Annotated in this window: 12 protein-coding genes; 6 read left to right on the plus strand and 6 right to left on the minus strand. The window is 62.3% G+C overall.

Going from position 1 to position 16,031, the window contains the following annotated elements; translation table 11 throughout:
- The first annotated feature begins 5 nt into the window (after nucleotides 1–5).
- From glgC to N1937_RS18960, 5 genes are all read left to right on the plus strand, one after another.
- Nucleotides 6–1,268, plus strand: coding sequence for a glucose-1-phosphate adenylyltransferase (glgC, locus tag N1937_RS18940; RefSeq protein ID WP_017967891.1), 1,263 nt, complete (start codon nucleotides 6–8; stop codon nucleotides 1,266–1,268).
- 3 nt (nucleotides 1,269–1,271) lie between these two features.
- On the plus strand, nucleotides 1,272–2,714 hold the full coding sequence (gene glgA, locus N1937_RS18945; protein ID WP_260056743.1) for a glycogen synthase GlgA: 1,443 nt from the start codon (nucleotides 1,272–1,274) through the stop codon (nucleotides 2,712–2,714).
- Nucleotides 2,715–2,720: 6 nt separating this feature from the next.
- Nucleotides 2,721–4,352: an alpha-D-glucose phosphate-specific phosphoglucomutase gene (locus N1937_RS18950; RefSeq protein ID WP_017967893.1), complete on the plus strand. Its 1,632-nt coding sequence runs from the start codon at nucleotides 2,721–2,723 to the stop codon at nucleotides 4,350–4,352.
- Nucleotides 4,353–4,364: 12 nt separating this feature from the next.
- Nucleotides 4,365–6,344, plus strand: a complete 1,980-nt coding sequence (glgX, locus tag N1937_RS18955) for a glycogen debranching protein GlgX (RefSeq protein ID WP_260056744.1) — start codon at nucleotides 4,365–4,367, stop codon at nucleotides 6,342–6,344.
- Between the two features lie 90 nt (nucleotides 6,345–6,434).
- Nucleotides 6,435–6,923: a MaoC family dehydratase gene (locus N1937_RS18960; protein ID WP_164564032.1), complete on the plus strand. Its 489-nt coding sequence runs from the start codon at nucleotides 6,435–6,437 to the stop codon at nucleotides 6,921–6,923.
- A gap of 15 nt (nucleotides 6,924–6,938) precedes the next feature.
- Here N1937_RS18960 and N1937_RS18965 read toward each other — a convergent pair whose 3' ends face one another.
- The 5 genes from N1937_RS18965 to N1937_RS18985 form a co-directional block, all read right to left on the minus strand.
- Entirely contained in the window at nucleotides 6,939–7,337 is a 399-nt protein-coding gene (locus tag N1937_RS18965; RefSeq protein WP_017967896.1) for a VOC family protein, read from the minus strand.
- A gap of 44 nt (nucleotides 7,338–7,381) precedes the next feature.
- A complete protein-coding gene (locus tag N1937_RS18970) occupies nucleotides 7,382–7,930 on the minus strand; it encodes a sarcosine oxidase subunit gamma (protein ID WP_170277067.1) in 549 nt (182 codons plus the stop codon).
- Complete coding sequence (locus N1937_RS18975; protein WP_260056745.1) at nucleotides 7,923–10,916, minus strand: sarcosine oxidase subunit alpha; 2,994 nt, start codon at nucleotides 10,914–10,916, stop codon at nucleotides 7,923–7,925. Before N1937_RS18975 ends, N1937_RS18970 begins: the two co-directional genes overlap by 8 nt.
- Nucleotides 10,913–11,254: a sarcosine oxidase subunit delta gene (locus N1937_RS18980; RefSeq protein WP_017967899.1), complete on the minus strand. Its 342-nt coding sequence runs from the start codon at nucleotides 11,252–11,254 to the stop codon at nucleotides 10,913–10,915. The genes N1937_RS18975 and N1937_RS18980 overlap by 4 nt, the downstream gene beginning before the upstream one ends.
- 109 nt (nucleotides 11,255–11,363) lie before the next feature.
- Nucleotides 11,364–12,617 (minus strand): sarcosine oxidase subunit beta family protein, encoded by a 1,254-nt coding sequence (locus N1937_RS18985; RefSeq protein ID WP_260056746.1) that lies wholly within the window; start codon nucleotides 12,615–12,617, stop codon nucleotides 11,364–11,366.
- 253 nt (nucleotides 12,618–12,870) lie between these two features.
- On the opposite strand from N1937_RS18985, the gene N1937_RS18990 reads away from it, so the two are divergent.
- A complete protein-coding gene (locus N1937_RS18990) occupies nucleotides 12,871–13,854 on the plus strand; it encodes a FecR family protein (protein ID WP_260056747.1) in 984 nt (327 codons plus the stop codon).
- Nucleotides 13,855–13,859: 5 nt separating this feature from the next.
- Here the strand turns inward: N1937_RS18990 and N1937_RS18995 are convergent, their stop codons facing one another.
- Entirely contained in the window at nucleotides 13,860–16,031 is a 2,172-nt protein-coding gene (locus N1937_RS18995) for a CHASE2 domain-containing protein (protein WP_260056748.1), read from the minus strand.

A 16,031-nucleotide genomic window follows, 5' to 3' on the forward strand; every position in this document is an offset into this window, starting at 1 on the left:
AGAAAATGGTAGAAAAGCGCGTTCAGCCACTTGCCCGCGATGCAATGGCTTATGTTCTGGCGGGCGGCAGGGGAAGCCGTCTCAAGGAACTCACCGACCGGCGTGCCAAGCCGGCCGTTTATTTCGGCGGCAAGGCCCGCATCATCGATTTCGCTTTGTCGAATGCCCTGAATTCCGGCATCCGCCGCATTGGCGTTGCCACGCAATACAAGGCGCATTCGCTGATCCGCCACATGCAGCGCGGCTGGAACTTCTTCCGCCCCGAGCGCAACGAAAGCTTCGATATTCTGCCGGCCAGCCAACGCGTCTCCGAGACGCAATGGTATGAAGGCACGGCCGACGCCGTCTATCAGAACATCGACATCATCCAGGATTACGGCGTCGAATACATGGTCATTCTTGCCGGCGACCACGTCTACAAGATGGACTATGAATGGATGCTGCAGCAGCACGTCGATTCCGGCGCCGACGTCACGATCGGGTGCCTGGAAGTACCGCGCATGGAAGCGGTCGGCTTCGGCGTCATGCATGTCAACGACAAGGACGAGATCATCGCCTTCGTCGAGAAACCGGCCGATCCGCCGCCCATTCCCGACAAGCCGGATTTCGCCCTCGCCTCGATGGGCATCTACGTCTTCCACACCAAGTTCCTGCTCGATGCGCTGCGCCGCGACGCCGCCGACCCGACGTCGAGCCGCGACTTCGGCAAGGACATCATCCCCTATATAGTCAACAACGGTAAGGCGGTCGCCCACCGCTTCGCCAAGTCCTGCGTCCGTTCCGATTTCGAGCACGAGCCCTACTGGCGCGACGTCGGCACGATCGACGCCTATTGGCAGGCCAATATCGACCTGACGGCGATCGTTCCAGAGCTCGACATCTACGACAAGTCTTGGCCGATCTGGACCTATGCCGAGATCACCCCACCGGCCAAATTCGTCCATGACGACGAAGATCGCCGCGGCTCGGCCACCTCCTCCGTTGTGTCTGGCGATTGCATCATCTCGGGCGCCATGCTCAACAACAGCCTGCTCTTCACCGGTGTCAGGGCGAACTCCTTCTCCAAGATGGAAGGAGCGGTCATTCTGCCGAACGTGAAGATCGGACGGCGCGCGCAGCTCAAGAATGTCGTGATCGACCATGGTGTTATTATTCCGGAAGGCCTGGTTGTCGGCGAGGATGCCGAGCTCGATGCCAAGCGCTTCCGGCGGACGGAAAGCGGCATCTGCCTGATCACGCAACCGATGATCGACAAGCTGGATATCTGACTTATGAAAGTTCTTTCGGTTTCGTCCGAAGTCTTCCCTTTAATCAAGACAGGGGGTCTGGCCGATGTGTCCGGCGCCCTGCCGATTACTCTGAAAGCTTTCGGGGTCGAGACCAAGACCCTTTTGCCCGGCTATCCCGCCGTCATGAAGGTCATTCGCGACGCCGTCGTCAGGCTCGAATTCCCCGACCTGCTCGGTGAGCGGGCGACCGTGCTCGAGGTTGAGCACGAGGGCCTCGATCTGCTCATCCTCGATGCGCCGGCCTATTACGACAGGCCGGGCGGGCCCTATCTCGATCCGCTCGGCAAGGACTATCCCGACAACTGGCGCCGTTTCGCCGCCCTGTCGCTTGCCGCCTCCGAGATCGCGGCCGGTCTGCTGCCCGGCTGGCGGCCGGATCTCGTCCACACCCACGACTGGCAGGCGGCGCTGACCTCGGTCTATATGCGTTACTACCCGACGCCGGAATTGCCGAGCGTTCTGACCATCCACAACATCGCCTTCCAGGGCCAGTTCGGTTCCGAGATCTTCCCCGGCCTGCGCCTGCCCGCCCATGCCTTCGCCACCGAAAGCATCGAATATTACGGCACTGTCGGCTTCCTCAAGGGCGGGCTGAAGACCGCCCATGCGATCACGACAGTCAGCCCCACCTATGCCGACGAGATCCTGACGTCGGAATTCGGCATGGGGCTCGAAGGCGTCATCGCCAGCCGCATCGACGATCTGCACGGCATCGTCAACGGCATCGACACCGATATCTGGAACCCGGCGACCGACCCTGTCGTCCACACCCATTACGGCCCGACGACGCTGAGGAACCGCGAGGAGAACCGTCGGTCGATCGCCGAATTCTTCGGTCTCGACAATGACGACGCCCCGATCTTCTGCGTCATCAGCCGTCTCACCTGGCAGAAGGGCATGGATGTCGTCGCCAACGTCGCCGACGAGATCGTCGCCATGGGCGGCAAGCTCGTTGTGCTCGGCTCCGGCGAAGCCGCGCTGGAAGGCGCGCTGCTCGCTTCCGCCAACCGTCACCCCGGTCGCATCGGCGTCTCGATTGGCTATAACGAGCCGATGTCGCACCTGATGCAGGCCGGCTGCGATGCGATCATCATCCCCTCGCGTTTTGAGCCCTGCGGCCTGACCCAGCTTTACGGCCTGCGCTACGGCTGCGTGCCGATCGTCGCCCGCACCGGCGGGTTGAACGACACCGTGATCGACGCCAATCATGCCGCACTTGCGGCGAAAGTGGCAACCGGCATACAATTTGCCCCCGTGACAGAAACGGGCATGCTACAGGCAATCCGCCGTGCGATGCATTTTTACCAGGACCGAAAACTCTGGACCCAATTGCAAAAGCAGGGCATGAAATCGGATGTCTCCTGGGAGAAGAGCGCCGAACGCTACGCTGCCCTCTATTCAAGCCTCGTCTCGAAAGGCATGTGACCTAAAATGATCAAGTCCGTCCCCACCACGCCCTATCTGGACCAGAAGCCCGGCACGTCGGGCCTGCGCAAGAAGGTTCCGGTTTTCCAGCAGCCGAACTATGCGGAGAACTTCATCCAGTCGATCTTCGATTCGCTGGAAGGCTATCAGGGCAAGTGCCTGGTCATCGGCGGCGACGGACGCTACTACAATCGCGAGGTCATCCAAAAGGCGGTCAAGATGGCCGCCGCCAATGGCTTCGGCAAGGTCATGGTCGGCAAGGGCGGTATCCTGTCGACGCCGGCCGCTTCCCACATCATTCGCAAATACAAGGCTTTCGGCGGCATCATCCTCTCCGCCAGCCACAATCCCGGCGGCCCGACCGAAGACTTCGGCATCAAATACAACATCAACAATGGCGGCCCGGCGCCGGAAAAGATCACCGACGCGATCTATGCGCGCTCCAAGACGATCGACAGCTACAAGATCGCCGATTTCGCCGATGTCAATCTCGACCGCATCGGCAAGGACGAGCTTCCCGGCGGCACGATCCTCTCGGTGATCGATCCGGTCGAGGACTATGCCGCGCTGATGGAAGAACTGTTCGATTTCGGCGCCATCCGCAACCTGATCAGCCTCGGCTTCCGCATTGCTTTCGATGGGATGAGCGCCGTTACCGGCCCCTATGCCAAGGAAATCTTCGAGAATCGTCTTGGCGCTCCCTCGGGCTCGGTGCGTAACTTCATGCCGCTTCCGGATTTCGGCGGCCATCATCCGGACCCGAACCCGGTTCACTGCAAGGAACTCTTCGATGAGATGATGGGCGATGACGCGCCCGATTTCGGCGCCGCCTCCGACGGCGACGGCGACCGCAACCTGATCATCGGCCGGGGCATCTTCGTCACACCTTCCGATAGCCTGGCGATCCTTGCCGCAAACGCCAATCTCGCTCCCGGCTATTCCGGCGGCCTCGCCGGCATCGCCCGCTCGATGCCGACATCCGGTGCGGCCGACCGCGTCGCCGAAAAGCGCGGCATCGGCATGTATGAAACGCCGACCGGCTGGAAGTTCTTCGGCAACCTGCTCGACGCCGGCATGGCGACGATCTGCGGCGAGGAAAGCTCCGGCACGGGTTCCAATCACGTCCGCGAAAAGGATGGCCTCTGGGCCGTGCTTCTATGGCTGAACATTCTTGCCGTGCGCGGCGAGAGCGTCGCCGATATCGTCACCCAGCACTGGCAGACCTATGGCCGCAATTATTATTCGCGACATGATTACGAAGGCCTCGACACCGATGCGGCGAACGGCCTGGTGGACAATCTTCGCAGCCAACTGTCCACCCTGCCCGGCAAGAGCTTCGGCAACCTGAAGGTCGAGAAGGCCGACGACTTCGCCTATCACGATCCGATCGACAAGTCGGTGAGCGAACATCAAGGTATCCGTGTGCTCTTCGAGGGCGGCTCCCGCGTCGTCTTCCGCTTGTCCGGCACCGGCACGTCTGGCGCAACCTTGCGTGTCTATATCGAGCGTTACGAGCCGGATTCGACTCGCCATAACATCGAAACGCAGGAAGCGCTCGCCGATTTGATCGCGGCCGCCGAAAGCATTGCCAGCATTCGGGAACGCACGGGACGCGATGCGCCAACCGTGATCACCTGATCCGGGGGAAACATGCGGGGAAGCAGTTCGGCGCGAGCCGGCGCGATCGTCTTCGAGACCGGCGTCGAATTTGCCGTGTGGTCGCATCATGCCGCACAGATCGAACTCTGCCTCTTCGAGGGTGACGGCAACAGGGAATTCGCGCGCCTGCCAATGGCGCGCGACAGTAACTACTTCCATCATCTGTTTGTCGACGGACTGAAGCAGGGCGCGCGCTACGGCTATCGCGCCGATGGTATCTATGCACCTGATAACGGCCTTTGGTACGATCCTTCCAAACTGCTGATCGATCCCTACGCCAAGGAGATCGATAGGCCGTTCCGCTACGATCCACGCCTCGGCATCTATGGCGAGGACAGCCAGGATCTGATGCCGAAGGCGATCGTCACCACCGATACCCCAGCCGCGATCAGCAAGCCGCTCTTCAAGCCGGGCGGTTTTATCTATGAGGTGGCGGTGCGGCCCTTCACCATTCTTCATCCCGACGTGCCGGAGGCTCAGCGCGGCACGGTCGCAGCGCTTGCCCATCCCTCCGTCGTCGCGCACCTGAAGCGGATCGGCGTCGATGCCGTCGAACTGATGCCGATCACTGCCTGGATCGACGAACGCCACCTGCCGCCACTCGGCCTCACCAACGGCTGGGGCTACAATCCCGTCGCCTTCATGGCGCTCGATCCGCGGCTCGTCCCCGGCGGCATGACGGAATTGCGCGAGACGGTCGCGACCCTCCATGCCGAAGGTATCGCCGTCATCCTCGACCTCGTCTTCAACCATACCGGCGAGAGCGACCGGTACGGCGCGACGCTGTCGCTGCGCGGCCTCGACAACCTGCATTATTATCGCCACGCCCAGAATTGGCCGAGCGAACTCGTCAACGACACAGGCACCGGCAACACGATCGCCTGCGATCATCCCGAGGTCCGCCGTCTCGTCATCGACAGCCTGCGCCATTTTGTGCTCAATGCCGGGGTCGACGGTTTTCGCTTCGATCTGGCCCCAGTGCTCGGCCGCACCGCGACAGGCTTCGAGCGCGACGGGGGAACATTGGCCGCGATCCTCTCCGACGATGTGCTTGCCGACCGCATCATGATCGCCGAGCCCTGGGATATCGGCCCGGGCGGTTACCAGCTCGGCAATTTCCCAACGCCCTTCGTCGAATGGAACGACCGGGTTCGCGACGACCTGCGCTGCTACTGGCGCGGCGACGATTGGAAGACCGGCGCCCTGGCAACCGCACTCGCCGGCTCCTCCGACATCTTCTCCCGCAACGACGGCAAGGAAACGCGCAGTGTCAATTTCCTCGCCGCCCATGACGGCTTCACGCTGATCGATCTCGTCTCCTACGCCGGAAAGCATAACGACGCCAACGGCGAACACAATCGCGACGGCCATAACGAGAACCACTCCTGGAACAACGGCGTCGAGGGGGAAACCGTCTATCCGACGATCCGCAAGCGTCGCCGCGACGATGTGATGGCGCTGATATCAACCCTCTTTGCCACCCGCGGCAGCCTCATGCTGACAGCGGGCGACGAGGGCGGCCGCAGCCAGCGCGGCAACAACAACGCCTATTGCCAGGACAACGAGATCACCTGGCTGGACTGGGAGGCGTTGGACGGGGATCTCATCGCCCACACCGCCTTCGTTGCAGAGCTGCGCCGCCGCTTCACCGTCTTCTCCGAAACGGGTTTCCTGTCAGGAAACGGCGATATCGAATGGATTTCGCTCTCCGGCGAACCGATGACCGTCGCCGAATGGGAGACGCCGTCGCTGTCCATCCTCGGCATGCTGCTGACGACCGGGGACCGCTCCGCACGCGGCAGGCAGACCCGGCTTGGCGTGCTTTTCAACCGCTCGCAGAGCCGCCAATTTTTCACGCTGCCTTCCCGGGGCGAACCGGGCTGGCGCCAGTTGACGCGGGATGGAACGAAGAAAGCCGGCAATGGTGCAGCCGTCGAGCCACGCTCCGTCGCCTTTTTCGTAGAAAATTGACCGCCTGCCCTCGCTTGCGCAAATCCTTGTCGCAATCGTCACAAATGCACGATAAGGCTTTGCCGCGGCGGCTTGTTTCACGAGGAATTCATGGTCACGGAAATTTCACTCTCCGACGTGCGGGGATTGATCGGCATGGAAACGGGCCTATCGGATTGGATCACCGTCGACCAGTCGATGATCGACGCTTTCGCGGCGGCGACTGACGACCATCAATTCATCCACGTTGATCCCGCGCGCGCGGCCGCCGAGAGCCCCTTCGGCGGCACCATCGCCCACGGCTTCCTGACACTGTCTCTGCTGTCGACGATGAACTACAACTGCCTGCCGAAAGTGCGCGAGCAGACCATGGGCATCAACTACGGCTTCGAGCGCGTCCGCTTCATGACGCCGGTGAAGAGTGGCGCCCGCGTCCGCGGCCGCTTCCTGCTCTCCGACGCCCGCTTCCGCGGCGCCGGCATGCTGATGACCACTTATGATGTCACAATCGAGATCGAAAACGAGAAGAAGCCGGCGTTGACGGCAAAATGGATCACTATCATCCAATTCGACCCGAAGGACCGTCCTGAGGACGTTTGAGCAAAACTGCTTTTGCTACTCGGCCGAATTGAACACGGCTTCGAGAGCATGTCCGTCGGGATCGATGACGAACGCCGCGTAATAGTGCTCGCCGTAATGGGATCGCAGGCCGGGAGGGCCATTATCACTGCCGCCATGCGCGATTGCTGCCGCATAAAACCGATCGACCGCCTGGCGGCTCGGAGCGGCAAACGCCAGATGAAAGCCCGGACCGGGCGGCCGCTGGCCATCCGGCCGATGCTTGATCGCCAATTTGTCCCCGCCGCCGGGATTGCCGTAGCCGATTGCCTGCCCTGTTTCCCCCGGCCTGATATCGTCCCAGACCCTGATATAACCGAGCGCCGCAAGGGCGGCATCGTAAAACGCCGCCGACCGTTCGATGTCGGAAACGCCGAGGGAGGCATGGTGCAGCATTTGCTTACCCCGTGAACGAGCGCACGCACACGATTTAATGAGACTCAGTGCCCCGCGTCTTCAGCCGCCTCGTTCAACAGCCCGAAGACATAATCCGAAAACGACCGCCAGCACTCCACCCGGAACGTGTCTTCTTCCGTACGCAAAAGCACGATCTCCGCCTTGCCGAGGATCGTACGCGATGCGGCTCCGACCGGGAAGGAAGCAAGCGACAGATCCTGCGGGCAACCAGCCGAAAGCGTCGCCTCCGCACCCGGTCCCGAGACGATGATCCCGATATTGCGGTGGGACACGTCGGTCGCCGAATGCAGCGCACCGGCACTGGAAAATGCCGCCATCAGGTCGGTGCCATTCTCGTCGATCACCAGCCATTCGTCCGGCCCGAGCCAGAGCGCCGATCGGGCGCCGGCCCGGCCGGATGTTTTCGGGGCGGCCGGCAGAGACAGGCCGAGAGCAGCGGAAAGTGCTGCGAGCGATTCTGCCGGCGCACGTAGCGCCACCCGGCTGGCAGTGGGTGCGGTCGTCAGCCGCACCGTTGCGGAGCCACCGAAACGGCCGGCAAGCGCCGGCTTGCGAATTGCGACATCAGCCATGGATGCGGCCACCTTCCTTGTCAAAGAATACCAGATCCGTCACTTCGACGGCGATCGTCCGGTCCGGCATCGGCACAAAGAGTGTCTCGCCTATCCGCGCCCTGCCGCCGGCGACCAGCGCGAAGGCGATCGACCTGTCGCAATTGTCCGACCAATAGGCTGATGTGACGTGGCCGAGCATGGTCATCGGCTTCGGCTCGTTCGGGCTCGCGACGATCTGCGCGCCTTCTTCCAGCACCAGCTTCGGGTCCTTGGTGACGAGGCCGACGAGCTGCTTGCGCCCGTCCTTGACAAGATCCGGCCGTTTCAACCCGCGAATGCCGACGAAATCCGTCTTTTTCTTCGAAACCGCCCAGGAAAGTCCGGCGTCATCGGGTGTCACGGTCCCATCCGTATCCTGTCCGACGATGATGTAGCCCTTCTCGGCGCGAAGAACGTGCATCGTCTCCGTGCCGTAGACGCAGGCGCCGAGCGGTTCGGCGTTGGCCCAGACCGCTTCGAGCACCGACTGGCCGTAATCGGCCGGCACGTTGATTTCGAAGCCGGTTTCGCCGGTGAAAGAGACACGGAAGAGGCGCGCCGGTACCCCGCAGACCGTGCACTCGGCAACGCTCATATGCGAGAAAGCCTCGTTCGAAAGATCGAGCCCTTCGACCAGCGGCGCGACGATCTCACGCGCCTTCGGCCCCTGCACGGCGATGACAGCCCATTGTTCGGTTACCGAGGTCAACCAGACCTTCAGATGCGGGAATTCCGTCTGCAGGTAATCTTCCATGTGGTGGAGAACGCGCGGCGCGCCGCCGGTCGTCGTCGTCACATGGAAACGGTCGTCCGCCAGGCGTCCGACAACGCCGTCGTCATAAACGAAACCATCTTCGCGGGTCATGATGCCGTAGCGGGCCTTGCCGGGCTTCAGCGTGTCCCAGGCATTGGTGTAGATGAGATTGAGGAATTCCGCTGCATCCGGCCCCACCACCTCGATCTTGCCGAGCGTCGATGCATCGAAGATACCGGCCGCCTCGCGTGCCGTCCGGCATTCGCGAGAGACCGCCTGGTGCATGGTCTCGCCGGCCTGCGGATAGAACCAGGCACGCTTCCAGTTGCCGACATCCTCGAAGACCGCCCCATGGGCTTCCTCCCAGTCGTGCAGCGGCGTCTTGCGTGTTGGATCGAACAGCTCTCCGCGCGAATGGCCGACCAGCGTACCATAGGTGACCGGCGTATAGGGCGCACGGAAAGTGGTGAGCCCGACCTGCGGGATTTCCTTGCCGAGCATCTCGGCGGCAATCGCCAGGCCATGCATGTTGGAGAGCTTGCCCTGGTCCGAGGCCATGCCGTTGGTCGTGAAACGTTTGATATGCTCGATCGAATGCATGCCCTCGCGCACGGCAAGGCGGATATCCTTGGCACAGACATCGTGCTGGAAATCGATGAAGGCCTTGGCGTTGGTTTTCGGTCCCGCGCCTTCGGCGGCGCCGATCATGCCGCCCGTCCAGTCATAGGCTTGCTCGGCCGAAATTGCGATCTTCTCGCCGCTGCTTTTGCCGGTGGCCTGCGCCATCAGTTCGCCGGCGGCAAGCGATTCCTCGATCGTCCGCTGCAGGTCGTCGGTGCCGTTGCAGGCACCGACCGAGAGGCAGTCCTGGGCATAGCAGCCGGGGAGGAAACGCTGGCTTTCGGCATCGAAGGCCACTTTGCCGCGCGACTGCGAGAACAAATGCACGGACGGCGTCCAGCCGGCCGAAACCAAGAGCGCATCGACCGCGATCTTGCGCGGCGAACCGCCACCGTTGCGTGCTACCGTCATCGATGAGATCCGTAGCCGCCCCGACGTATTGACGACCGATTGGCCGGCCAGAACATCGATGCCGAGTGCACGCGCCTCTTCCAGCACCGCTGCTCCCGGCGCCTGCCTGCTGTCAACGATGGCGGCGATCGAAACACCTGATCGTTTCAGATCGAAGGCCGCCTCGTAGGCCGAGTCATGCGCCGTGTAGATGCCGACCTTGGTCCCGACGGCGACGCCGTAATGATTGAGATACATCCGTCCTGCCGAGGCCAGCATGATGCCCGGCCGGTCGTTGTTCGGAAATACCATGTGCCGTTCGATCGCGCCGGTGGCGAGGATCACCCGCTTGGCCCGAACCTGCCACAACCGCTCGCGCGGCAGATCGCGGGAAGGTTTGGCGATATGATCGGTGACGCGCTCTGCAAGACCGACGAAATTGTGATTGTAGTAACCGAAGGCGGTCGTGCGGACCAGCACTTCGACATTGTCCATCGCCTTCAGCCGCGCCACTGCCGTCTGGGCCCAGCTATGCCCGTCCTGTCCGTCGATCGTCACGCCGATATCGTAGCGCAACGCCCCGCCGGCTTCCGCCTGCTCGTCGCAAAGGATCACCCGGGCACCGGTCTCGGCCGCGGCCAGCGCTGCCGAAAGCCCGGCAACGCCGGAGCCGACCACCAGCACATCGCAATGGGCATAGCGGCTGGCATAATGGTCTGGATCCTCCTCCGTCGGTGCGACGCCGAGGCCGGCGGCGCGGCGGATGAGCGGTTCGTAGACGTGTTTCCAGGCGGCGCGTGGCCACATGAAGGTCTTGTAGTAGAAACCGGCGGCAAAGAACGGCGACATCAGATTGTTGACAGCGCCGACATCGAAGGCAAGCGAGGGCCAGCGGTTCTGCGAGCTGACGATCATGCCGTCGAAGACTTCCTGCACGGTGGCGCGTACGTTCGGCTGCTTGCGCGCCGTATCGCGGGAAACGTCGATCAGCGCATTCGGCTCCTCGGCTCCCGCCGACAGAATACCGCGAGCCCGGTGATATTTGAACGAGCGGCCGATCAGATGCACGCCATTGGCAATCAGCGCCGAGGCGACGGTATCCCCTTCGAGCGCCGTATAGCTCTTGCCGTCGAAGCTGAAGCGCGCAGTTTTGGCCGGCGTCAGGCGCCCCTTGCCGGCGATACGGTTCACGCCGCTCATTGCGCCTCTCCTTCCAGGGCTTCATAAGTCTCGACAGGCGCGTGCTTCTCGGCAGCAGCGCCGACCACAGGCTTCGGCTCACCGGCCTTATAGGTCATGAGGAACTTGTCGCTTACCGTATCGCGGACTGCATTGAAGAAACGTCCGCAGCCATGGATGTGCCGCCAGCGTTCGAATATCAGCCCCTTTGGATTGTCGCGCAGAAAGAAATAGGCTTCGAATTCCGCGTCCGAGATCGAGGCAATATCTGCGGGCCGCGCAATATGCGCGTCACCCGCGCCGCGGAATTCGAGCTCGGAGCGCTCTTCCTGGCAGTAAGGGCAATGGATCAGCAGCATGTAGGATTTCCTTCTCCTCCACTTCTCCCCAGCGGGGAGAAGGTGCCTGAAAGACAGATGAGGGGGTGAGCGACGAATGGAGCGAGCGTTAGCACGAAAACACCCATCGTCAGTGCGCCACCGCCGCCGCAGCAGCCTCGTCGATCAGCCGGCCGCTACGGAAACGTTCCAGCGTCAGGCCGGCGTTGAACTTATGCGGTTCGTCGCGGGCGATCAGATGGGCGAAGAGATTGGCCGAACCCGGCGTCGCCTTGAAGCCGCCGGTGCCCCAGCCGCAATTGACGTAGAGCCCGGGAACCGGCGTCTTCGACTGGATCGCCGAACGGTCCGGCGTATTGTCGACGATGCCGCCCCATTGCCGCATCATCTTGACGCGCCGGAACATCGGGAAGAGTTCGCAGATGGCGTCGAGCGTGTGCGTGATGATCTGCAGCCCGCCGGTCTGGGAATAGGAATTGTACTGGTCGGTTCCGGCGCCGATGACGAGCTCTCCCTTGTCGGACTGGGAGATATAGGCATGCACCGTGTTCGACATGACGACGCAGGGAAAGATCGGCTTCAGCGGTTCGGAAACCAGCGCCTGCAGCGGGCTCGATTGCAGCGGCACGCGCACGCCAGCCATCTGCATGACGGTGGTCGTATGGCCGGCTGCCGACACCGCCACCTTCCTGGCGCCGATGAAGCCACGCGAGGTCTCGACCCCGGTCACCCGTCCATCTGCGCCGCGCCGGATGCCGGTCACTTCGCAATTCTGAATGATGTGCGCACCGCGGTCTGAGGCGGCCCGCGCATAACCCCACGCAACCGCGTCGTGCCGCGCCGTACCGCCGCGCCGCTGCAGTGCCGCCCCGTTGATCGGGTAGCGCGCGCTGGCCGAGATATCGAGCGGCGGACAATAGGCCTTCGCCTGTTCCGGCGTCAGCCATTCATTGTCGATGCCATAGAGCCGGTTTGCATGGATATGCCGCTTGAAGGACTGCTGATCGTGAATATTGTGCGAGAGCATCATCACGCCACGCGGCGAATACATCACATTGTAGTTGAGCTCCTGGGAAAGCCCCTCCCAGAGCTTCATCGAATGCTCGTAGATGTGCATGCTCTCTTCGTAGAGATAGTTCGAGCGGATGATGGTCGTGTTGCGCCCGGTATTGCCGCCGCCGAGCCAGCCCTTCTCGATCACCGCCACATTGGTGATGCCGTGCTCCTTGGCGAGATAGTAGGCAGCACCCAGCCCGTGGCCGCCGGCGCCGATGATGACGACGTCGTATTCGGCGCGCGGCTCCGGTGACGTCCACTGCTTCTCCCAGCCCCTGTGGCCGCGAAGGGCCTCCCGTGCCACGGCAAAAACCGAATATTTCCGCATCCGCCTTCTTCTCCTTCGGGAAAGGGCTTGTTTTCCGCGCTCATACAAATCGCAAATCCAAATGCGGCACAACGGTTCTTTTGCGACGCGCGAGAGCTTTGGTTTCGACACGCTGAAGAGAATGCCGCTTCAGACGGATGGCGTCGGAGTTTGAATTTCCGCTTTGCAGCCCGCCGGTCCGCTCACCCAAGAGGGTTAGAAGACAAGCAATTGCTAAAATGTTAACAATCACATGTTGTGGGGTATGTGTATCATGTGGGGTTGGCGCTCAGTATCAGTCGCGACGCTTTGCATCGCGTTAAGCAGCGCGTGGCCGGCACCCGCCGCCGAGCCGGTCGGCCAGGCTGTCGTCATCAAGACAGAGGTGACGGGACAGAGCGGTCCTATCGAGGTCGACACCAGCGTTCATCGCAACGAGCGCATCAAGACATCGCAATCGGGGCTTGGCCAGTTCCTGTTTCGTGACGGCACAAAGCTCGCCGTCGGCTGGGGTTCGTCGGTCGTCATCGACAAATATGTCTTCGATGATTCCCAATCGGTCAAGAAACTGACCATCAGGGCGGCAAAGGGCACATTTCGCTGGGTCAGCGGCAGTTCCAACTCCTCGGCCTACCAGATCCTGACGCCGGCCGGCACGATTGGCGTACGCGGCACCGCTTTCGATTTCTACGTCGGCCCTGACGGCACGACCGCCGTCGTGCTGCTGAATGGTGCTGCCCGTTTCTGCGGTCCGGGCGGCTGCCGGCAGTTGCAGCAGCGCTGCGATTGCGTGGTGGCCAAGCCGAACGGCAATATGTCGGCGGCGCGCCGGGTCGATCCGAGCATCTTCGCGACGCTCGGAAATGAGCGCGCCCTGCCCTTCCTCTCCGGCAATCAGCGGCTTGCGGGCGGCATCGGCATGCTCGGCGGCTGCAATATGGCCTCCGTCGCGCCGGAAAGAAAGGACAGAAACCGGCCTCCGTCTCCGGCTTCGCCCGTGCCGCAGAGGCAGGATCCGCCGCAGAAACAGGCCGAGCCGCAGAAGGAGCGGCCGACAAAGCCTGACACGCCGCATCACGACGAACCGGATAAACCCGACAAGCATGATGGCCGCGGCCGGCATGAACATCACGATCAGCATGATGATCACGACTATCACGATCAAGGGCATCATCGCGATCACGATCACGATAGAGATCGCGATCGTGATGGGGACAGGAACCACGACAGGGGCCGGAATTTCAATCGCAACCGCTGATGCCGTTAATCGGCGACGCTCTTCTCGAATCCATCAGGCACCTCGCGGAAGTGATCGCTTCTGCCGGATATCCGCCGGTAGAATTCCGCCAGACCGCCGATCACTTTCGCCGCCCTGAGCTTTGCCGTGCCGATAAGCTTGCGCGTGTTTTTCGAATGCGAATGCAGCGCCTGCGTCAGCTGCTCGTGAACGACCGCAAGCGCGGCGAACTCCGCAGAGGCTGCAACGCGTTCGTCGCCGACGACGGCGAGAATCTGCGTTCGGCTGCTCTTCCCCTTGAGCGGAATGGCGCCGGCCTCGATCAGCGCCATTCCCTGCACCGATCTCGCCGTGCTGTCTGATATCAGAATATCGAAACCGACCTCTTTGCAGCATGATTCCAGCCGCGCCGCAATGTTGACGGCATCGCCGACGGCCGAATAGTTGAAGCGCGTCTTGGCGCCCATATTGCCGACGCAGGCAAGGCCGGTATGGATGCCAATGCCGATCCCGACCTCTTGTCCGGATCCGAAGCCGAAAGCGTCGCCGGCGTTCAGTTCGGCCAGCGTTTCGCGCATGGCGAGCGCTGCGCGAACGGCCTTGGTTTCATGATCCGCCACATCGACGGGTGCATTCCAGAACGCCATGATCGAATCGCCGATAAACTTGTCGAGCGTGCCTTCATTGGCTACTACATGGCGGCTCAGCGCATCGAGCAACGTATTCAGGAATGCGACCACGGCAGTCGGCGCCAGCCGCTCGCTGATCTCGGTGAAGCTCCTGACATCGACGAACATGACCGTCAGCTCGCGATCGTCTCCGCCGAGGCGCAACGCGTCGCGGGAATGCTCGATGCGATGGAGCAGCGACGGGGAAAGATAATGCCCGAAGGCACGCCGCACCTCGCGCCGCTCTCTATCGATTACCAGGATCCGGAACGAGGTCGAGGCGAAATGGGTGATCGACCCGCTGATGATCGGAGCCAGCGGATCGAGGAGAAGCCCCGCATAAAGAAACGAAAGCCAAGACGCCACCAGCGCCATGGCCGTGATCAGCAGGCCGCAGGCCAGCGCGACGGCGGGACTGACGAAGGTCGTCACCCCGACGAGCAGGCATCCAAGCACGGCGATCATCAGGATTTCCAGACCGTCCGCCCAGTCGGGCCGCGAGAGAAAGCGGCCGGAGAGGATCTGCTCGACGGCCTGTGCATGCAGCGAAACGCCTGGAACGTTCTCGCCGAGCGCGGTGACGCGGATGTCCTGCAGGCCGGCCGCCGATGTCCCGACGAAGACGATGCTGCCATCGATGGCGGCGGCGACATCTGGAGAGACCCCTTCGGCCGCAAGCACCTGCCTGGCGGATATATAACGCTCCGCCCGGTCGGGGGTGACATAGAGCCAGAGCTCGCCCGCCGCGGTTAGCGGCACGACGAAATCCCCGATCTTTACCGATGTCATGATGCCGGCGCGATCGGGCGCGCCTGATAGCACATAAGTCGATGCCCCTTGTGCGACACGCAGCGCCTCGATCGCGAGATTCGGATAGAGCTGCTCACCGTCGGTCAGGAACAGAGGGACCGCCCGTACCACCGGCGAGGGATTGCCGGGATTGAGGCTGATGTGGCCGAGTCCCGCCGCGTTGGTCTCCAATTGCGGCCGCAGCGGCGTCGAGGCACCGAGATAGGGCGGAGCCGAAACCGGGCTTTCGCCTGTAAAGGCAAAGCCCGCCTTCACCGGCGGCCGGTAATTGCCTTCATTGGAAAGGCCGAAGCCGAGTATGACGGGTTTTTCGGCAATCGATCGAGCGAATATCTCGTCGTTGTCGGGCAGTTTCTCGGCAAGCGCAGGGTCTATCCCCGCGACCTCGCGGACAACGTTGCGCGGTGACAGCCGGTCCGGCTCGGCGAAAAGAATATCGAAGGCGATGGCCGAGGCGCCCATCTCCGAAAGCCGGTTCACCAGCAAGGCCATCCGGTCGCGCGGCCAGGGCCATTGGCCGAATTCGTGCAGCGAGGCCTCGTCGATGTCGATCACGCGGACCGGCATTGGCTCGAAGGTTCTGGGAACCAGCCGCTGATACTCGTCGAAGGTCACGCCGCGGATCAACTTGAAGATCCCGGGATCACTTGCTCGAAGGATCGTCAGCGCAGTCACGATCGCCAGGCCGAGAACGACACCGATTTGCTGCGCGCGCGTCAT

The sequence above is a fragment of the Rhizobium sp. WSM4643 genome (assembly GCF_025152745.1).
Lineage (GTDB): Bacteria > Pseudomonadota > Alphaproteobacteria > Rhizobiales > Rhizobiaceae > Rhizobium > Rhizobium leguminosarum_I.